The organism is Pedobacter sp. Bi27, from assembly GCF_918698255.1.
Classification (GTDB): domain Bacteria; phylum Bacteroidota; class Bacteroidia; order Sphingobacteriales; family Sphingobacteriaceae; genus Pedobacter.
This window is the reverse complement of sequence record NZ_CAKKMW010000003.1, coordinates 349,263-370,313: the sequence shown is the minus strand read 5'-3', so window position 1 is coordinate 370,313 and position 21,051 is coordinate 349,263. Positions and strand designations below refer to the sequence as shown.

The 21,051-nt window shown below is 37.1% G+C and carries 17 protein-coding genes; 7 read left to right on the top strand and 10 right to left on the bottom strand.

The window, feature by feature from the left end; all coding sequences use genetic code 11:
* Nucleotides 1–40: 40 nt before the first annotated feature.
* A complete protein-coding gene (locus LQ227_RS11655; RefSeq protein ID WP_230144519.1) occupies nt 41–1,315 on the bottom strand; it encodes a DASH family cryptochrome in 1,275 nt (424 codons plus the stop codon).
* Nucleotides 1,316–1,485: 170 nt separating this feature from the next.
* Here LQ227_RS11655 and LQ227_RS11650 point away from each other — a divergent pair, with 170 nt between their 5' ends.
* Together LQ227_RS11650 and LQ227_RS11645 are read left to right on the top strand one after the other, a co-directional pair.
* Nucleotides 1,486–2,388 carry a TIGR01777 family oxidoreductase gene (locus LQ227_RS11650; RefSeq protein ID WP_230144518.1) on the top strand — a complete coding sequence of 301 codons (903 nt, stop codon included), beginning with the start codon at nt 1,486–1,488 and terminating at the stop codon, nt 2,386–2,388.
* 95 nt (nt 2,389–2,483) lie between these two features.
* On the top strand, nt 2,484–3,785 hold the full coding sequence (locus LQ227_RS11645; protein ID WP_230149433.1) for a deoxyribodipyrimidine photo-lyase: 1,302 nt from the start codon (nt 2,484–2,486) through the stop codon (nt 3,783–3,785).
* On the opposite strand, the gene LQ227_RS11640 is transcribed toward LQ227_RS11645, so the two are convergent.
* From LQ227_RS11640 to LQ227_RS11610, 7 genes are all read right to left on the bottom strand, one after another.
* On the bottom strand, nt 3,775–4,644 hold the full coding sequence (locus LQ227_RS11640) for an FKBP-type peptidyl-prolyl cis-trans isomerase (protein ID WP_230144516.1): 870 nt from the start codon (nt 4,642–4,644) through the stop codon (nt 3,775–3,777). The genes LQ227_RS11645 and LQ227_RS11640 overlap by 11 nt on opposite strands.
* Before the next feature lie 3 nt (nt 4,645–4,647).
* Entirely contained in the window at nt 4,648–5,133 is a 486-nt protein-coding gene (locus tag LQ227_RS11635) for an FKBP-type peptidyl-prolyl cis-trans isomerase (protein WP_230144515.1), read from the bottom strand.
* Nucleotides 5,134–5,273: 140 nt separating this feature from the next.
* Nucleotides 5,274–5,720 carry an FKBP-type peptidyl-prolyl cis-trans isomerase gene (locus LQ227_RS11630; RefSeq protein ID WP_230144514.1) on the bottom strand — a complete coding sequence of 149 codons (447 nt, stop codon included), beginning with the start codon at nt 5,718–5,720 and terminating at the stop codon, nt 5,274–5,276.
* Between the two features lie 335 nt (nt 5,721–6,055).
* Nucleotides 6,056–7,849, bottom strand: a complete 1,794-nt coding sequence (locus tag LQ227_RS11625; protein ID WP_230144513.1) for an acyl-CoA dehydrogenase family protein — start codon at nt 7,847–7,849, stop codon at nt 6,056–6,058.
* Between the two features lie 268 nt (nt 7,850–8,117).
* Nucleotides 8,118–9,293 carry an acetyl-CoA C-acyltransferase gene (locus LQ227_RS11620; RefSeq protein WP_230144512.1) on the bottom strand — a complete coding sequence of 392 codons (1,176 nt, stop codon included), beginning with the start codon at nt 9,291–9,293 and terminating at the stop codon, nt 8,118–8,120.
* 136 nt (nt 9,294–9,429) lie between these two features.
* Nucleotides 9,430–11,835, bottom strand: coding sequence for a 3-hydroxyacyl-CoA dehydrogenase/enoyl-CoA hydratase family protein (locus LQ227_RS11615; protein ID WP_230144511.1), 2,406 nt, complete (start codon nt 11,833–11,835; stop codon nt 9,430–9,432).
* Nucleotides 11,836–11,911: 76 nt separating this feature from the next.
* Nucleotides 11,912–12,346, bottom strand: a complete 435-nt coding sequence (locus LQ227_RS11610) for a MarR family winged helix-turn-helix transcriptional regulator (RefSeq protein ID WP_029277114.1) — start codon at nt 12,344–12,346, stop codon at nt 11,912–11,914.
* 110 nt (nt 12,347–12,456) lie between these two features.
* Here LQ227_RS11610 and LQ227_RS11605 point away from each other — a divergent pair, with 110 nt between their 5' ends.
* On the top strand, nt 12,457–13,434 hold the full coding sequence (locus LQ227_RS11605; RefSeq protein ID WP_230144510.1) for a hypothetical protein: 978 nt from the start codon (nt 12,457–12,459) through the stop codon (nt 13,432–13,434).
* Between the two features lie 362 nt (nt 13,435–13,796).
* Here LQ227_RS11605 and LQ227_RS11600 read toward each other — a convergent pair whose 3' ends face one another.
* On the bottom strand, nt 13,797–14,543 hold the full coding sequence (locus tag LQ227_RS11600) for a LytTR family DNA-binding domain-containing protein (RefSeq protein ID WP_230144509.1): 747 nt from the start codon (nt 14,541–14,543) through the stop codon (nt 13,797–13,799).
* Between the two features lie 7 nt (nt 14,544–14,550).
* Nucleotides 14,551–16,464 carry a histidine kinase gene (locus tag LQ227_RS11595; protein WP_230144508.1) on the bottom strand — a complete coding sequence of 638 codons (1,914 nt, stop codon included), beginning with the start codon at nt 16,462–16,464 and terminating at the stop codon, nt 14,551–14,553.
* A 307-nt stretch (nt 16,465–16,771) separates the two neighbouring features.
* Here LQ227_RS11595 and LQ227_RS11590 point away from each other — a divergent pair, with 307 nt between their 5' ends.
* From LQ227_RS11590 to LQ227_RS11575, 4 genes are read left to right on the top strand one after another with little or no spacing between them, the layout of a single operon-like run.
* A complete protein-coding gene (locus LQ227_RS11590; RefSeq protein ID WP_230144507.1) occupies nt 16,772–17,101 on the top strand; it encodes a hypothetical protein in 330 nt (109 codons plus the stop codon).
* Between the two features lie 25 nt (nt 17,102–17,126).
* A complete protein-coding gene (locus LQ227_RS11585; RefSeq protein ID WP_230144506.1) occupies nt 17,127–17,459 on the top strand; it encodes a hypothetical protein in 333 nt (110 codons plus the stop codon).
* A gap of 51 nt (nt 17,460–17,510) precedes the next feature.
* A complete protein-coding gene (locus LQ227_RS11580; protein WP_230149431.1) occupies nt 17,511–18,353 on the top strand; it encodes a GLPGLI family protein in 843 nt (280 codons plus the stop codon).
* 9 nt (nt 18,354–18,362) lie between these two features.
* Nucleotides 18,363–21,032, top strand: a complete 2,670-nt coding sequence (locus tag LQ227_RS11575) for a hypothetical protein (protein ID WP_230149429.1) — start codon at nt 18,363–18,365, stop codon at nt 21,030–21,032.
* Nucleotides 21,033–21,051: the final 19 nt, after the last annotated feature.

Sequence of the window (21,051 nt, the reverse complement as noted above, 5' to 3'; positions counted from 1 at the left end):
CAGTTCCATCATTCAATACTCTATCATTCAGTCATTACAACTATGATGCCCAAGTTAAGGAGTAATTGCCTTTTGGGTCGAGGTTTTTGATATTTTTATCTATGTCGAAAACACTTTTTGATTTCTGATCGTTACCTACACCTGCCACATTGGCCCAGTTTCCCCAATTACTTGCAGGATTATAATCAATCAGCTTTTCTTCAAAATATGCTGCGCCAAAAACCCAGCTTACTTCTAAATTATTGATTAGATATAAGGCAGCGGTTTGTCTGGCGATATTCGAAATGAAGCCGGTCTGATTTAGCTCTGTCATCACCGCATCTACCACAGCAAAACCTGTTTGCGCATTTTTCCATTTACTAAAATTATCCTGCTCATTCACAATGTCAACCAGTCCCTGGCTGCCAAATCCATCCGGACTAAAAAAAGTATTGCCATATTTTTTAAACATGAAACGGAAATAATCTCTCCAAAGCAGGCCTAATAAAATATGATTGAACATGGCTTTTGTATTGGGCACACCTTCCATCTTTTTAATTTCCCAGTATACTTTCCGTGGCGATAAACTACCCATGGCCAGCCATGCTGATAGTTTTGAAGCCAGAATTAAATTCTTGGTTGTTGCAGCCTGCTGCATAGCCACAATCACTTTTTGAAGGTGTGCTAATCCTTCGGCCTCGCCACCAACAAATTCAAAATCAGAACGTTGGTCTTTTTGCTGTGGCAACAGATTAAGATCTTCTAACGAAGATAATGTTCCCCAGTCAATCACCTCGGCTACGTTAATCCGATCGGGTGCCGCAAAACAAGGCTTGATAATCGAATCGCGTTCAATTTTCTTTTTAAATTGGTTAAAGGCGTCGGGAATATCCTTAATGGGAAAAGGGAGGTCTTCCTTATTATATAAGGTATGGCCGATAAAATGTTTCAGGTTGATGCGTAATTTCCAAAGTGCATTTTCTACCAAAGTTGAAACATGCGTTTCTTCGCGTGCCACTTCACGGTGATGGTAAACTTCGGTAATCTCATATTCCTGAACGAGTTGAGGAATAATATCTTCGGGGTTGCCTTCGGCGATAAGCAAGTTACCGCCAATCTGTTTTAAAGAATTGCGTAATCCTAAAACACTTTCTAAAATAAACTGTGCTCTAATATTACCTGTTTTTAACGTACCGTATTTTGTTTCGCCAAAAGAACGGCGATCGAGAATGTAAACAGGCAAAATTGAATCAGATTTAGCAATCGCCTCGACCAGCATTTCATTGTCATGCAAGCGAAGATCATTTCTAAACCAGACTAAAATTTTTTTGGACATCTTTTATCGAAAAGGGTGTAAGAACGCGTTTACAAATTTATCTTATTTTTCTTCTTCATCAAACCCCTAAATAATTCTTTACAAATAGGTAACAAAAGAATTAGAACTGAATTAATATCGTTTTAAATGAAGCCATAAAAACCCTTTTGTATCTTTGCTGTTTTAAAAAGATGGCTAAGAAGATTCTGATTACCGGGGCTACAGGACTTGTGGGTACTAAGCTGAAAAAACATTTACTAAATAAAGGTTATGAGGTGAACACACTTTCGAGAAAGAAAGACAAAAATCCGAATAATTTTGTGTGGGATGTTCACAATGGAACTATTGATGCTGACTGTTTGAATGGTGTAGATGCCATTATCCATTTAGCGGGAGAACCTGTGGCCGATAAAAAATGGACCAACGAACGCAAAAAACAGATCATCGATAGTCGTGTAAAATCAACAGAATTACTCTTTAAAACCATTAAATCAAAACCCGACAATCAGCTAAAATCGTTTATTTCTGCTTCTGCAGTTGGTTTTTATGGTGATTGTGGTGATGAAATTTTAACCGAAGAAAGTCCAAATGGTTACGGATTTTTAGCCGAATGTTGTAAACTTTGGGAAGATGCTGTAGACCAAGGTAAAAAGCTAAGCCTCAGAATTGTAAAACTCCGTACCGGAATCGTTTTAAGCAATCATGGCGGCGCCTTACCGCAACTCGATAAACCGGTTAAGTTATTTGCCGCAGCAGCTTTAGGTACAGGTAAACAATGGACTCCCTGGCTGCATATTGATGATATGGTAGAAATGTACATCGAAGCCATCGAAAATCTTAAAATGGAGAATTGTTATAATGCCTGTGCTCCTTTTCCAGTCACCAATAAGGCGCTAACCAAAGCCATTGCTAAACAGCTGCACCGTCCTGTTTGGCCGATCAAGGTTCCAAAAAAGGCACTGGAATTGTTATTGGGAGAACGTGTTGAAGCTGTTTTAATGAGCAACAATACCTCAGCTCAAAAAATCTTAGATGCAGGATTCAAATTTAAATTCACCCATTTGGAGGATGCTTTGAAGGATCTGTACAAATAGGGTTAATTGGTTAACCCACGCCAAACGTTCAGCTCCAAACGCTTCTTCAATTGTTCAAATCTTCAAAATAATTTGTTTCCTTATAATTCCCTTTAATGACTTCAATATCCATTCACTGGTTTCGCCGCGATTTACGTTTAACAGATAATACTGCTTTGTATCATGCACTTAAAAGTGGTTACCCGGTCTTACCATTGTTTATTTTTGATCAAAACATATTGGATAAACTTCCAACAGCTGATGCCCGCGTAACTTTCATTTACCAAACCATTGAGGATTTAAAAAAAGAACTTCAGCTACATGGGTCAGATTTATTGGTAAAATATGGCAAGCCCGAAAAAATATGGTCAGAGATTTTAAAGGAATATGATGTTAAGGGTGTATATACCAATCATGACTACGAACCTTATGCCCGCGAACGTGATGATAACATGGCCGAATTTTTAACCAGCGAAAAAATAGCCTTCAAAACATACAAGGATCAGGTTATTTTTGAAAAAAACGAAATCCTAAAAGCAGATAAAACACCTTACACTGTTTTTACCCCTTTTTACAAACAATGGCATGCCAAGCTAAACGATTTTTATGTGAAGGCTTATCCTACTAAAAAATACTTCGAAAATTTACTTAAAACTGAGCATTTGCCTGGTGTAACGTTAAAAGAGATGGGCTTTGAAAAGAGCAAACTGGATTTCCCGAAAATCAACTATAAAAACAAACTCGATGATTATGCAAAAGAACGTGATTTCCCTGCGCTCGATGGCACCACACATATCGGACTGCATTTGCGTTTTGGAACATTAAGCATCAGAAAAGCTGTAAAGGATGCATTGGAAGCAAAATCGGACGTCTGGCTTTCAGAATTGGCATGGCGGGAATTTTATATGACCATACTCTGGCACTTCCCCTACTCCGCTTTCGATTCTTTTAAAAAACAATACGATAAAATTAAATGGCGCAACAACGAAGCTGAATTTAAGGCCTGGTGCGATGGCAATACGGGTTATCCCATTGTAGACGCTGGCATGAGGCAGCTCAACCAAACCGGCTGGATGCACAACCGTGTACGCATGATTGTGGGCAGTTTTTTAACCAAACAGTTACTCATCGATTGGCGGTGGGGAGAAGCTTATTTTGCCGAAAAATTATTGGACTACGAAATGGCAAGCAATGTAGGCGGCTGGCAATGGGCCGCCGGATCAGGGAACGATGCCGCACCATACTTTAGGGTTTTTAACCCTGAACTCCAAACCAAAAAATTCGACCCTAGGGTCGAATATATTAAAAAGTGGGTGCCAGAATTTGGGACAAAAAAATATGCCCAACCAATAGTTGAGCATACATTTGCAAGAGAAAGGGTTTTAAAAGTTTTTAAAGAGGCGTTATCTAATTCGTAACCTTTACAATTTCAATATCGAAATCTAAAGGAGATACCCCGTTAGCTAAATCAGCAGGGATAATCAAACGAAGCTTTCCCCCGGCTGTTACTTTTCCCGGCAATATTAACTGCCACCCTTTATATAAATTACTCAGAACATCAGTAAAAGTTCCATCGGTACTACTTTGTAAAACTGTTCCATCTAAATAGCGCACGGTGTAGTTAGCAACTATTGTAGAGTTCACATTAATTACGTCTGTTCCTGTTCCAGGGGTGGTAATACTATATCGCGCTCTGGAAGGATCTTTAATCAGTGTTAAATTATTGTTGGTAATAAATTTATTGATCTCAAACTCGTCTATTTCATGTCTTTTCGCTCCAGCATATATCCCTAAATCAACAAGGATATTTTCATTCGAACCAATATTTAAAAAACTTACGCCGTTCCTACCAAAAGCCATACTAGAAGGCATAATTAAAGTTGCTTTGCCACCTCTTTTTAATTTGGTTAACACTTCTCTAATTGGTGTAAATACATACGATACGTTATTAATGGTAAATCGATCTGTATAACCCAAAAAGGTTCCTGGAATCATTAAATCAGATGTTTGATTTAGCACCTGCCCGGATAAGGTTTTAAAGATATATGAATAATAAACCGAATCTTGGTTTGCAACACTTGCACCAGAACCTACGTCGGTGAGTTTATAATAATAGCCTTTTGTATCTTTAGTGAAGGTAAGATTATTCTTTTTAAGATAAGCCTGGATAGCGGCATCATCTACACTTTCAATAGACTCATATTCCTTTTTACATGAGCTGAAGATTGTAGTAGCCAGTAAAAGTGCAAATAGGCTAAGTTTAGTAAATTTGTTCATTTATTATTGTACGTCTGTAAGTGTTATAGTAAAATCGAGTATTGAATTTGCCGGAACCAAAGCTGAAGGTGATTGTGTCCCATAAGCGTAATAAGAAGGTATGATCAATCTGATCTTACCACCTTTCTGTATTTTTTGAATCCCAAATTGCCATCCTACAATAACGTTTCCGAGTAGAAACGAGGTTGGGGTTCCTTTGGTACTATCGAAAATAGTTCCGTTTAATAATCTCCCTTCATAATCTGACGTGATTTTTGTAGATGCTTTATACTCTACACTTCCAGTCCCAGGCTCTAATATCTGATAAAATATACCACTGGCATCTTTCGTAGCCGAGATATTATTAGTCTTAACAAAAGCACTTATTGCAGCAGTATCGGCCTTAAATTGTGGAGTAGGGTCGTAATCATCAACCGGCACATTTTTCTTACAGGCTGCTAAGCACCCTGCAAAGCAGATCATGAGTATAAAATATTTAAACTTAACCATCAATCGCAAAAATAAGCTTTTAATACGGATGCTACAATTTTTAACCTATTTTAACAATTTTAAGGCGCTTAAAGGTAAAATCAAAAAGACTAAAGCGGCATTTTGATTTGAATTTAGTCTTTTATCCTTAGTCTGTACGCTTATTGTGTATTAGACAGCTGTATGGTAAAATCTAATACAGCGTTACCAGGGATAGGACCTACCGAACTGCTTCCATAACCCAAACCCGGCGGAACGATTAATCTTATTTCTCCACCTTTTTGTATTTTAGGGATACCGATTCTCCAACCAGATATTAGTTCGGCAAGATTAAAGGTCTGCTCTTTGCCATCGCCATTATCAAATACAGTTCCATCTAATAACCTACCTTCATATTTAATGGTTATTTTGGTGTTATTTGGATAAGTGAACGACCCCGAACCGGGTTTAATGATCTGATAATATAAGCCAGAATCATCTCTAACTGCGTTAATATTATTTTGTTTGATGAAATCGGCAATTTGTTTTTCAGGGTCTTCATCTTTTTTACAAGATGAAACCATAGCTACACATAAAAGAAGTATCGGAAGTAATCTAAATTTAAACATGCGCGAAAATATGATTTTAATTACGCAACCTTAAAAACTAAGCTAATTTTTCAATTATGATGAAGCAATCTTAATACGGTCGCTATACCCCATAGTTGTAAGATTGCTTCGTCATTCCTCCTTGCAATGACGAACTTTCTTTTGGAATCTATCAATGTTAGGAACGAAGCATTTGTTAAAATTCGGTTAAGGTGTTTCGACAGGCTCAACATGACAAAATAGGATAAAAAACAACTCATATGAAAAAACACTATGTATTAAAAACCAAAAAAGGTTTAGCGCCTGAGTTAATGCACCCAAACCCTAAACCTTAAACCCTCTACCCTAAACCTACCTTAAAAAATATACTTATTTGCTTCAATAAGCTGTTGGGCAACTCTTTGACGGGCATCTTTAACATTAAATGGTTCTACTTTGGTAAAACGGCGTAAACCAACAAGCATTATACGTTGCTCATCACCTTCGGCAAATGCCCAAAGCGCTTCTTTACCCGCTTTGGCTATACCATCAACTGCTTCTACCAAATAAATTCTTAATAGATCTAATTGGCCTGCAACTGCTTCCTCTCCACGGATACTTGCTAATTTTTCTGTTCTCAACAATGCCGATTCGAGCACATAAACATAACTGGCCATATCTGCAATGTTCATTAAAATTTCCTGCTCTTTGCTTAAGGTCATCATTAATTTTTGAACCGCAGCACCAGCCACCATTAAAGTTGCTTTTTTCAAATTCGAGAGCACTTTTTTCTCTGCAGCAAACAAGGTGGTATCTTCTTCGCCAAAATCAGGGATACTCATTAATTCAGCTGCAACTGCTGTAGCAGGTGTCATTAAATCCAGTTCACCTTTCATGGCGCGTTTCAGCATCATATCAACGGTTAATAAACGGTTAATTTCGTTTGTACCTTCGAAGATCCGGTTGATACGTGCATCACGATAAGCCCTATCCATTGGCGCATCGGCACTAAAACCCATGCCACCGTAAATCTGCACACCTTCATCCACAGTATAATCTAAAGCTTCAGAACCCCATACTTTTAAAATGGCACACTCTACCGCAAATTGCTCAACAGATTTTAACCTTGCTTTACCAGATTCCATTCCACCTGCAACCAGTTGATCGTAAGTATCATCAATATTCTGACCTGCACGGTAGTTCGCCGCATCAACAGCGTAAAGCTTAGAAGCAATCTCTGCAATTTTAAAACGGATGGCGCCGTATTTAGAAATCGGGCGGCCAAACTGGATCCGCTCATTCGAATAATTAATCGCTGTATTTAAAGTTGCTTTTGAAGCACCAATAGCTGCCGCTGATAATTTAATACGGCCAATATTTAAAATGTTAACCGCTATTTTGAAACCGTTTTCTCTATCGCTCAACATGTTCTCAACCGGCACCGGACAATCGTTAAAGAAAACCTGACGGGTTGAAGAACCTTTAATACCCATTTTATGTTCTTCGGGATTCATGGTTATGCCACCGAAATCTTTCTCTACAATAAATGCAGTTAAGTTTTTATCATCGTCAATTTTAGCGAAAACAATAAAAATATCGGCAAAACCACCATTGGTAATCCACATTTTCTGTCCTGTAATGATATAGTGTTTACCATCATCGCTCAGCGTGGCTTTGGTTTTACCAGAGTTCGCATCCGAACCTGAGTTTGGTTCAGTTAAACAATAAGCAGCCTTCCATTCGCCAGAGCCTAGCTTAGGAATATACTTTGCTTTTTGTGCTTCATTACCATAATATAAAATTGGTAAGGTACCAATTCCGGTATGAGCAGAAAGTGCAACGGCGAAAGAGTGGCCTGCACCTACAACGTCTGCAACCAGCATGGAAGTATTGAAGTTTTTACCAAAACCGCCGTACTCTTCCGGTACCGAAACACCAAGAATACCCAGTTCACCAGCTTTGGTTAAAAGTGTAGGCATGAGCTCGGGATCTTCCTGTTTGTCAATTTTATCTAAATTGGGATAAACCTCAGCCGCCAGAAAATCGCGACAGGTTTGTGCAATCATCTGCTGCTCTTCATCAAATTCTTCAGGGATAAATACTTCCTGATAAGTGGTATCCTTAATTAAGAATTCACCGCCTTTAATTGTCTTTTTTTCAGTTGTTTCCATTGTTTTAGTATCTAGTAGCGACAATTGAAATCGCTTAATTTTCATTTTTTGTTCATTCTTCTTGCCGCATCGTCATGCTGAATTTATTTCAGCATCTTTCATGCTAAGCCACTTTGTAATTAAGACCCCGAAATAAATTCGGGGTGACGATCGCTCTTAGCATTTGCCTTACTCGGTTGTGATTGCTTCGTGCCTCGCAATCACACAACTGTCCCTATTATCAACACAAAGCATTAAGATTGCTTAGTGCCTCGAAATGACGATCTGCCTAAAATAGTTCAAAAATCCCCGCTGCACCTTGCCCGGTTCCTACGCACATGGTTACCATTCCGTACTTTTTGTTCTGTCTTTTTAGCTCATTCATAATCTGTACGGTAAGTTTTGCTCCTGTACAGCCCAACGGATGCCCTAATGCAATTGCACCACCATTTACATTAATTACATCTGGATTTAAATCCAGTGTTCTGATTACGGCTAACGACTGTGAGGCAAAAGCTTCGTTCAGTTCGATTAAATCGATATCTTCTTTTTTCAAACCCGCTTGTTTCAATGCTTTTGGAATTGCCTCAATTGGGCCAATCCCCATAATGCGTGGCGGAACTCCTGCGACACCGTAACTTACCAACCTGGCAATCGGTTCTGCGTTTAATTCTTTCATTTTCTTTTCAGACACCACTAGCACAAAAGCTGCCCCATCAGATGTTTGCGATGAATTACCCGCGGTTACACTTCCAACAGCATCGAATACGGGTTTTAATTTCGCCAACTTATCTAAAGTAGTATCTGCTCGTGGGCCCTCATCGGTATCAACCACGTAAGAACGGGTTTTCTTTTTAAGGTTGGCATCGAGGTAATTTTCGTTTACTGTGATAGGTAGAATACCGTCTTTTAAATGACCGTTTTTTATAGCGTGAATGGCTTTTTCATGAGATTTTAACGAAAAAGCATCTTGATCTTCACGGCTCACATTATATTCTTTAGCTACTGCCTCGGCGGTTAAGCCCATACCCCAATACCAGTCTGGATTGTTTTTTGCAACCTCCGCATTTGGTACAAGCTTCCAACCTCCAAAAGGCATTCCACTCATCACCTCTACACCACCTGCAATAATGCAATCGGCCATGCCAGCCTTAATTTTGGCAACTGCTGTAGCAATGGTATCTAAACCCGATGCACAATAGCGGTTTACCGTAACACCAGGAACTTTATCAGTATCCAACCCCATTAGCGAAATCATACGGCCAATATTTAAGCCTTGCTCTGCTTCTGGAGTAGCGTTACCCACAATTACATCATCAATCTGTTCGTTATCTAAATTCGGAACCGATGCCACTAAAGCCCTGATTACTTCTGCGGCTAAATCATCAGCTCTTGTAAAACGGAATACGCCACGGGGCGCTTTGCCCACTGCTGTACGATATCCGGCTATAATATATGCTTCCATTGTTTTAGTATCTAGTAGCCAGAATCAAGTATCAAGACCTAATCCTCGCATTGTTTTATTTGTTATTAATGTAAGTAAAACTTTATTCAACATTCGTATCTTGATACTTGATACTCATATCTAAACATTTAACTCACTAATTCCTCAACGGTTTCCCCTTGGTAATAATGCTTTGAATCCGCTCTAACGATTTCCGCTCACCTGCAAGTGATAAAAATGCTTCTCTTTCCAGATCCAATAAATATTGCTCTGTTACATCTGTTGGAGCCGATAAGTCGCCGCCACACATCACATAACCTAATTTTTCGGATATTTTTTTATCGTGCTCGGAAATGAAATGCCCTGCATACATGCTATTTGCACCTGCATAAACAATTCCCAAACCTTGCTTTCCTAGCACTTTAATATCGTTCCGTTGCACGGGTTTTGTATAACCAGCATCAGCCAATTCTATTGCTTTAGCTTTAGCATCGGCCAATAAGCGGTTCCGGTTCATCGAGATGGAGAATTTGTCTTTTTGCAGATAGCCCAGTTCATAAGCCTCGTAACCAGAAGTAGAAACTTTCGCCATTCCGATGGTTAAGAAACGGTCTTTCAGGGCATTTTGCACAATCTGATCATCTTTATACTCATCAGAAGCACGCAAAGCAAATTCTTTTGTTCCGCCACCACCAGGGATAACGCCAACACCAAACTCAACCAAACCCATATAAGTTTCGGCAGAGAGCTGAACATGATCGGCATGTAAACTAAACTCGCAACCACCGCCCAGGGTTAAATTATGTGGGGCAACCACAACCGGAATAGAAGAATAACGGATGCGCATCGAAGTATTCTGGAACATTCTGATCGCCATATTCAATTCATCCCACTCCTGCTCTACCGCCATCATAAAAATCATCCCAACATTTGCCCCGGCAGAGAAGTTTGCACCATCATTGCCGATTACCAAACCACGGTAATCTTTCTCGGCCATATCAATCGCTTTGTTGATACCCGAAATCACATCACCGCCAATGGTATTCATTTTGGTATGGAATTCTACATTCAGAATGCCATCGCCCAGATCGATAATGGAAACACCTGAGTTTTTCCAAAGGGTTTTATTTTCGCGGAGGTTATCTAAAATGATAAACTCATCCGTTCCCGGTAAGGCTTTATAACTTTTTGAAGGGATATCGTAATATTTTTTAACGCCATTTTCTACTTTATAGAATGAAGTATTCCCGGCATCGAGCATTTCATGCACCCAAGCCGCAGCTTTATTGCCATATTGCTCCATCCCTTCGATGGCTTCTTTTACGCCAACTGCATCCCAAAGTTCGAAGGGACCAAGTTCCCAACCGAAACCTGCACGCATGGCATCATCGATACGATAGAGTTCGTCAGAAATTTCTGGAATCCTATCTGATACATATTCAAATAAACCAAATGAAGAATGGCGGAACAATTCGCCTGCCTTATCTTTTCCCTTTGCAAAAATCTTCATGCGTTCACGAAGATTTTCAACCGGCTTAGTCATTTCTAAGGTAGCCGATTTTACTTTTTGCTGTGGTTTGTATTCTAAAGTTTTTAAATCAAGCGCAAGGATTTCGGTTTTACCATCAGCAGTTTTTGTCTTTTTATAGAAACCCTGTTTGGTTTTGTCGCCAAGCCATTTGTTCTCTTCCATTTTTTGCACGTATACTGGAAGTTTAAACAAATCATGTGCTTTATCATCCGGACAATTATCGTAAAGTCCTTTTGCTACTTTGATCATGGTATCTAAACCCACCACATCCGAAGTACGGAAAGTAGCCGATTTTGGTCTACCCAAGGCTGGTCCGGTAAATTTATCAACCTCTTCTACTGTCAGATCCAATTTTTCAACTAGATGCAAAAGTGCCATGATGGAATAAACACCTACACGATTGGCGATAAAAGCCGGGGTATCTTTACATAAAACAGTTGTTTTTCCTAAAAACTTATCGCCATAATGCATCAGAAAATCAACAATTTCAGGTTGCGTATGCGGCGTAGGGATAACCTCCAATAATTTTAAATAGCGGGGCGGATTAAAAAAGTGTGTTCCGCAGAAATGCGATTTAAAATCATCAGTCCTTCCTTCAGCCATTAAGTGAATTGGAATACCAGAAGTATTCGAGGTAATCAATGTGCCGGGTTTACGGAACTGCTCTACCTGCTCGAAAACTTTTTTCTTGATATCAAGATTTTCGACCACAACTTCAATTACCCAATCGTAACCGGCAATTTTCGGCATATCATCGTCGAAATTTCCAGTTTTGATCTTATTTAGTGCCTTTTTGCTATAAACTGGAGATGGATTTGTTTTTACAGCCGTTTGCAAAGCTGTATTAACAATCCGATTTTTTACAGCTGGGTTATCCAGTGTTAATCCTTTTGCCTGTTCTTCGGGACTTAGCTCTTTCGGGGCAATATCTAATAACAATACCTCTACACCAATATTGGCGAAGTGGCATGCAATACGCGACCCCATAATACCCGAACCTAAAACTGCAACTTTATTAATGCTTCGTTTCATTATCTATTTGCTTTTCATTAGTCTGATAGTACCATGTATGCAGCAACCTACCAAACAGATTTGATTATTATATTTGTTAATCAACAGTATAGGCTACAGTGATATCATTTAGTTTGATCAATAGGTTAATAAAAGTCTCTTTCTCCTTTTTAGAGAAATGCTCATCGAGATATTCATTAAATTTTCGAACAACACCTTTGGCCAATTGTTTTTTCTCTTTACCGAAATCAGTTAGAAAAACCTTTACCGATCGTTTATCGCCTGCAGATGTTTCACGATAAATGAGGTTGGCCTCTTCCATATTATTTAACATACGGGATAAACTGGTTGCTTTCACCCCAAGTAAGCCAGCTAAATTTGAAACCGCAGTTCCCTCGGCATCATCTATATTAATAAGCATATAACCAATGGCCTGGGTAATCCCAAAACCAGATGCCATTTGATTGTACTTATTAAACATATTTTGCCAGGCAAACTTAACGTGGTAATCTATGGTTTGTTGTTGTTTCATTTTTGCTAATTTATTATGCTTGCATAACAAAGCTAATGAATGTATTTTGTTAATGCAATAGAAAAATTCAAAATATTTGTCAAATTTTTCTTATCATAGTCAAACACAAAATGAAAACACTTAATATGTTAAAAGCTAGAGGAATTCTCTTATTTAGCCTATTTATTTTATGGGCTACAATTTGTAAAAGTCAGGTATCTTATTTCGGAGCTGCTCTTTTAAACAGTCAAAAATTAGAGACATTTAAAAAAACAACAACCTTGTTTACTTTACAGTATACGGATTATGCTGAATTGGAAAAATTTGATCGGGCCATTAAAAAAAACTGGACCATTACACCTTATAAAATTATTAAACCCGAAGAGCTTGCCCGTTACGATACGCTTTCAAATTACTCTTTTTTTTATTTTGATGGTTATGCCGAAAAGCTAGACAGTACAACCAATGTAAATATCGTTTATGCGCTAAAATTAATTACGCCATCTAAAAAACCTAAGGTAAAGGAAGAAAGTATATTGGCAACAGTTACACTTTTTGCTGATTGGAACACAAATCTGCTGGTTCAAACACAGGATCAACAATATGGCACAAAAAGAAGTATAAAAAATAATATTTTATCAAACTTCTACAACAAGTCTAGTTTCCTAAACTGGTCGCCAGGGTTTTTAATGGGTTATTTAAAACAGATTAATGATGGATTGCTCGCAAACAAGGATTGTAATTTAGATTACCAGTTTTACAATAAGGTCCGTTTACCAGAATTAACAAAAGAAACGCTGTATGTGCCTGAGTATATTAAGCAGGTATTCTCGTCCAAACTGGCTCTTTTGCCTCAATCGGGGGTAGTTTTAGAACCTTATAATTATAAACTCAAATTTGTATCGTACAAGGAATTGGATAGTTTAATTTTGAATACTGAAACGAATATTAAGTATGTAGTTTACACTCAACGTTCTAATGATAAAATAATCAGTGTTTATGATAGCAAAGACGATAAAATCATTTACCAGCGTTTTTATCCACAATCATCAAATTTTGAAATGAATGATTTAAGCGAAATCAAAAAGGTAATTGTTTCGCTTAAATAAATGTCTTTGACGATCCGTATAGATTAATCACTAACCATTCTGAGAAATCGTTTTTCTGAGAAATAAATAATAGTAGGATTGCTTCGTCGTTCCTCCCGATAATGACATCCTATAAAATCTGTCATTCTGAACACAGTGAAGAATCCCTAACAGAAGAACCACTGACGTTACAATCTCACAAAGCCATTTTCACTAAGGTCTGCATAAAAGATCCTTCATTGCGTTCAGGAGGGCAATTCATATAAACGGCCAACTAATACACTAGACTAACAAAAACAGATTTCAATTTGGAAAAGACTAACAGTATTTTTGAACCAAACGCCTGTAAAAACAAAATGGTTCCCATTAAAAACCTTAAACCATTAAGAGATATTTTGCAAATATTTAAGCACTTCTTCCCGTTTACGGCTAGAAACCGGAATTTGGCTACTATCGTACATTTGCAAAAAGCCTTCCCGAAAATATTTCTTTACATAATTAAAGTTAATGAGGTAAGATTGATGGCATCGAACAAAACCCATTGGCAATAACATCAGTTCGTATTCCTTTAATCCTTTAGAAACCAGAATTTCGCGTTTATCTTTTAAATAGAAAGTGGTATACCCTTTATCGCTTTGGCAGTACATAATATCTTCTATTAAAACAATTTCTATATATTCTAAACTTTTTAAGGCTATACGCTTGCTGTTATTTATACCATTTTCTAAATAATGGCTACGGGCTATTTGCAGCTGTTGTTTATTAAATAGCTCTTGCTCACGGTGATGGTAGCACTTTTTTAATGTTACAGCTAAAGCATCATCCTCAATAGGTTTTAACAGGTAGGCAAAAGCCCCTAAATTAAGCGCCTGTATGGCATATTGATCGTAAGCTGTAAGAAATACAAGCTGGAAATCTTCAATATCAATATTATTAAACAGCGTAAAGCTATCACCGTCTTTAAGCCTGATATCGGCCAAAACGACATCAGGCTTTAAAAGCGGAATTTCTTTTGATGCCGCTGCAACATAGGCCGAGTGGCCAACAACCTGAAGAAAACTGATTTTTTGCAATATTTGCAACAAGTGCTGCAATATGAGCACCTCATCTTCAAGAATATAAAGTTTCATCCCGTTTTTATTCATATACCGCTGGAATAGTGATCTGGACTTTTACACCTTTATCGTTATTTATTTTTTTATCTACAATAGCAAAATTAGCCTGTTGACAGTCTAGTTTAAACAATGCCTGTAATCTTTGTTTTAGTATGACCTGTGCCAACGAGGTTTTACCTGACTGCAACTTGCCTTTGTTTGTAATGCCGCTTCCATTATCGTCTACCGTGATCAATAATTGTTCATTGGCCAATTTAAACTGAATTTTCAGCATACCTTTATACCGGATGTTCCTAAAACCGTGTTCAATGGCGTTTTCTATAAACGGTTGCACAAGCATAGGTGGAATAAGTGTTGATTCTGTATCCAGCTCATCAGCTACAATCTCGTAATCAAAAAGATGGTGATAACGCATTTGCTGTAGCTGCATATAATTGTGCAATGATGCAATTTCTTCATCTATAGGTATAAAATCTCTCCGGCTTTGCTCCAACACATTGCGCAGCAATTTAGAGAAAAAAGAAAGGTAACGTACCGATTCGGAAGTATCGCCCGATGCGATAAGGCTTTGCAGATTGGCTATGGCATTGAAAACAAAATGCGGATTTAATTGTGCCTGTAACAATTTTTGCTCTATGTTTAGCCTTTGGTTTTCGCTGCGCAATAACTTGTTCTTCTCTTTTAAACTACGCTGTCTATATATGGTGTAAATTAATGCGATTGTTCCTAAAAACACTATAAGGACTGAAAAAATCAGCCATTTCTGCTGGCGGATAATACTTTCGCTGAGTTGGTTTTTACTTTTTAAAACCGCAATATCCTGATCTTTTTTTCCTGCTTCGTATTTTTCGTGCAATTCTTGGATTTTAACAACATCAATAGCTTTTAAATCTTCTATTTCTATAGCGTGGGCCTTAAGGGCAACATTAAATGCTTGTTTATAATCGCCCTTCATGGCATAGGCATCAATTAATCCCTTGTACAAATAACTTTTCTGCTTTGCGGGGTTGTTACTTTTGGCCAGCTCCATACCTTTTTTCAAATAAAATATGGCACTATCTGGTTGATTGACATTTAAATAGCTTTTTGCCAGATTATTGAAGGCAACATCATGTAGCATATTTATCTTAGCTAAATAATTAAAGTAGATTTTACTACTTGCCAAAGCATTGCGGTAATCTTTTTGCAGGGCATAAATCTGCGATTCATTATCATACGTACGGGCCAGGGCCATGCTATCGGGAATAGTTTTAGCCAAAAGGCGGGCTTTAGTATTGTAACTAGCCATCTTTTTATAATCCTGAAGCCTGGACGCCAACAAAAAACAAATATCGTAATAGCGTTGCTTAACGACCCTGTGCCATTTATGCGGATGGTGTTGGTAGTAAAGTTCCGAATAATAAAGTGCTTGTTTATTGTTTTGGTTCTGGTAATAGGCTTTTGCTAATAAATCGTAATACTTGTAAACCAGTTTGCTCTTTTTACGTTCGGCTATTTTCGTGGCAGCAACAATCTGACTCATCAATACAGCCTCTACCATTACGCTGTTATTTATAGTATGGTCAACTATGCTACAAGTTTTAAGCAAATCGATATCATCCCATTTCCTTTTGATTTTCATTTTTTTGTAGGCAATTATGGCGCTATCTGTTTTTCTTTCTAATTCATAAGCTCTTGCCTTAAAATAATGATAAAATGGGTTGGTATTGTAGTGGGCATCATGCTTAAAAACATGATCTTCTTTTAGGATAATGGCCATTTTGACCTTACCGGTTGGCACTGTATCCAAATCGAATATTTTTTGCAGGTAATCCTTTTCTGTAACGGTATTAACCTGTAGGTTTTTGATATCGCTTTTCGGCGTTTTTTTTGGCCTACAGGATGAGACAATGCATATGGAAATTATAGAAACAGCAATATTTATTTTTAAGCTCATTATTTTTTAGCTAAGCGGAGAAAGCATTTGATGTAAAACATTTTTAAAAGTAACAATAGATAATGGATTAGAAACTACGGGTAAATATTCGTTGGATTTAATCTGATATCCGTAGTTAAACAATCAATATCATAAAATGATGAGTTTAATTATTTCGAATATGAGATGAAACACTACGAATATTTGCACTTAACATTCGGATATGGATTAGGGGTTTGGGTTTGGGATTTTTGTACTGAATTTTACACTAACAAAATGAATTAAGACCATCCTTTATCTTACGTAGATTATTAAAAATTTAACGAAAATGAAAAAATTATTATTCGCACTCGCATTCGCGGTACTAGGTACCGGCGCTTACGCAAAAGATTTAAGATTACCTGTTGCAAAACCGAACTCGGCAAATATTGTTGTAAAAAATTTGCCGCAGCCCAATAAAGTTGAGATTGGAAAGATTGCAAATGAACAACTTGGCCTATTTCGCAGACAGATGAATTTCACATTTACAGATGCTTGTGGAGCACAAACTACAATATATGTTTCAGGTGCAAGTAGTGCATCTAATCATTCGTTGTGGCAGTTCGCATGGGATTACTTTAAAGACAATCTTATAACTGGTTGTTTCTGGGTAGGATAATAATAGAAATATAAAGAAAAAAGTTATGAGGAAAATATTTTTCGCAGTTATATGCACACTAATAGGATTTAGTGCATCTGCTAACGATTTAAAATTGAAGGCTTCTCCAGTAGCCAAGTTATTTAAAAATGTTGCAATTGTAAAAAACATCTATTTAGATGTGAACAACAAACAAAGTAGCTTGTTACGCAGGGCAAAGACCTTCCAGTTTACCGACGCATGTGGCACGAAATGGAATATACATGTATCTGGCGCTAACCATGTTGATGATATGACGTTAATGCAATCTGCTGTAAATTATTTTGACAACGGTATTGCTGATGGTTGGTTTGGTGACGGTTGTTTTCACCCCTATTAATATAACATAATTAAGCAAGAGGATGGTTTTTAATTCATTATAAAAAAAAAGATGCACAGATATTTAAAATTTATTGCACCGGTATTATCCCTGTTCGTTTTATACTCGTTCAGCTATAAAAGCACAAAACTGCCCGAGCAACCCACAACTATTGCCTATTACCAATTTTATCATATAAAAGATACTACACAAAAAGCAAAAGTTTTTAGCGAGGATTTTATTTTGGCATTTAATACTGAGAAAAGCCTTTACACCAGCCAAACGCGGTTAAAGCAAGACTCTACCATTCAGGCGGCATTAAAACAGGCCGAAACCAAAAACAACAATGTAATTAACATGGGCGTTATTTCGCCTGCTACAGAAGATGATATTTATGTTGATAAGCTAAAACTATCGGTAGTAAAAAACCATAACCAGCAAAGCTATTTAATTAACGAGAGCACAGCAAAAACCAATTGGAAAATTGAAAAAGACACCAAACAATTGTTAGGTTATACCGCACAAATGGCCACTGCAATGGTTAAGGGGCGTAAATATACAGCATGGTTTACTACCGACATAGCCGCAAATTTTGGCCCATGGAAATTAAATGGTTTGCCCGGGCTTATTTTAGAAGCATACGACGATAATTATTTTATAAAATTTACATGCACCAAAGTGGTAACTACTGGAAGTTTTCAAAATATTCCATCGGTAAATATACCAACAAAAATAATTTCAACCTCGTTAAAAGAATACGAACGTATGAGAAAGGCAGAAGCTGAAGGCTTGGGTACGGATGATTTTGGAAGTGGCATTACAATAGATAAAGTTACCAGCAGTGGCGGAGGTAATAACGGTACTGCCTCAAAAAAGAAGTTTACCATGAACTACCCCTTAGAATTAACAAATTAATTAGAAAGCTTGTATTTAAAACATTTGTTAGCAACCTGGGCTTTGTTGTTATCGATTATCTTAGCATCGGCCCAGCAAACAATTACTATAAATGGTGTGGTAAAAGATAGCTTAGCTGTACCGCTTGATGTTGCCACCATTGCAATAGTTACTAAGAATGGCTCGGGTTTAGCCTTTACCAATACCAATCAACAGGGCGTTTTTAGCTGTAAACTCCAAACAAATGACAACAGCCTTTCTATAAAAGTAACAGCAATGGGATATGAACAAAAGATAGTACCTATTAGCAGTTATACAAGCCAGCCTTATACCATCATCCTTAAAAAAAAAGTAAATCTTTTAAAAGAAGTTAAGGTTACTTCACTAAAAAAAGTATCGCTTGTTAGCGATACTTTAAGTTACAATGTGAAAGCCTTTAAAGAACAAAATGATAGGGTGATTGCCGATTTGATTGGCAGGTTGCCTGGCATAAAAATAGACGACAAAGGCGCTATCAGCTACAACGGAAAACCAATATCAAAGGTTTACCTTGATGGCGACAATCTGTTGGATGGCAGATATAAACTGGCCACCAACAATGTACCGGTAAATGCTGTAGAACAAGTACAGGTTATAGAACGGGACCAGCCTATAAAAGCCCTAAACGGATATACGGTTACCAATAACGTTGCCCTAAATCTTAAACTTACCGATAGCGCCAAAGCAATAACCATTAATACCGGTCATGCTGGTCTCGGAAATAGTGCCTATAGTGGTGAGTTTAATAACATGTTCTTTAAATCAAAAAATAAGAGCATCAACAACCTAAAAGCCAATAATGTTGGCGAAAATTTAGAACATGAAAATGCCGACGTTGGCGTATCCTCAAACAACGAAACCATTTTAAAAAAAGCTGCACCATTCCTGTCGATTACAAGTAGCGAACTCCCATCACTAGATGAAAAGTATTACTTGATGAACAATGATTTTGCAGGAAATATTAATGCGCTTTTTAAACTAAAATCTGATTGGACCTTAAGAATGAATGTGGCTACGCTACAGTTAAAAAGGAGATATAATTTTAACAACTCGGTTAATTATTTCCTTAACCGCGATACAGTTAGGTACACCGAAATACAGAACCATTTACACAGGCTTAACCAGTGGCAAATACAATCTCAAATAGAAAAAAACAGTAATGCCATTTATGTAAAATCTCTTACCAAGTTAGATTTACCAACATGGAAAAAAAATGGAAGCACCATACAGAACGATCAAGAATTAACGCAAAATTTGCCAACACAATATTTATCCGTTAGTAATGAAACGGTGGTAATAAAAGCGCTGGGAATAAACAATATACTTCAGTACAATGGCTTGACGCAGTATTACAAATTAAATGAGCGTTTAGAAACCGCTCCTGGGTTGCATGAAAATATTATCAATAACAATAAAAGTTATCTCTTTTTAGCACAACAGACGCAAACCAAAAATACGTTCATTGACCAAGCTATAACCTTTAAAACAAAATTCAACAAATTTATACTTTCTACCGCAATAGGTTTATCGTATAATGGCAATCTACTAACCAGCAATTTATACAAAACCGACAGCTTACACGTTACTTCGGCAGTGGGCGATAGATTTAAAAATGATGTAATATTTAATAATTTAGGACTATTGGGCAAGGCATCTGCAACTTACCTCCTTAAAAAAGGCGTTATTATTGCGGAGGTAACGCCAACATTCAACTTTATAGATTACGACAGTAAAACAGATTTTATCTATAAAAAAAACAGATATTTTTCACTGAACCCTTCTATAGATTTTCGTAAAAATTTAGGCCGGTACAGTGAAATTAATTTTAGATATCTTAAACAAACTACTTTTGGAGAAGTGGAAGACATATACCCGGGCAGCATTTTGGTAAATTACAGGGAGTTTAATTTTAACGAAACGCCATTACCCATAACAAATAACAACTCGGCAAACGTTAGGTTTAGCTATCGCAAACCTTTAGCAATGTTCTTTTACAATTTAAACCTAGGTTACGATAAAACGCAACAAAACTTTATCAACTCTTTTGAAATTGATAATGGCCTAACAAAATCTACTGCTATTAATTTTAAAAATACCGCAAAAAAATACGCTTTGGGTGGCAGTATTTCTAAATATTTATATTTTGCTTCATTAAATATCATGGCAAATGCTAATACAAGCCTACAAAGGGGTTTTAATTTTTATAACAACGAGATTCTGCCTTTCAACGTTAAAAGTATCGCTACTGCATTAACTGTCAGGAAAAAAATATTTAATAAAATTACAGTTTCGGTAAGTGGAGAGTTTTCAAGATTTATAAACGAGCAAAGTACAGTAAATGGTAAAACTGTAAACACTACTAATATCGAGAAGTTAAAATCTACTTGGCAACATCAGTTAAACCAAAAACTATCATACAATGTGGCTTATAATTTCACTTTGTACAAACAGAAATTACAACAACCTATGCACAATGTTTTTTTGGATATGAATGTAAAATATGCTCCTACAAAGTGGAAAAGCTTTTTTGAGTTTCAGTGCCTCAATTTAATAACCCAGAAGGTTTATAAGCAGATAAATTCGACTTCTAACCAGTTATTGGTATTTGATATACCTTTGAGAGACCGTACATTTCTCTTAAAATATTCGTTTACTTTTTAAAAAAAAATTGTCACAGAAG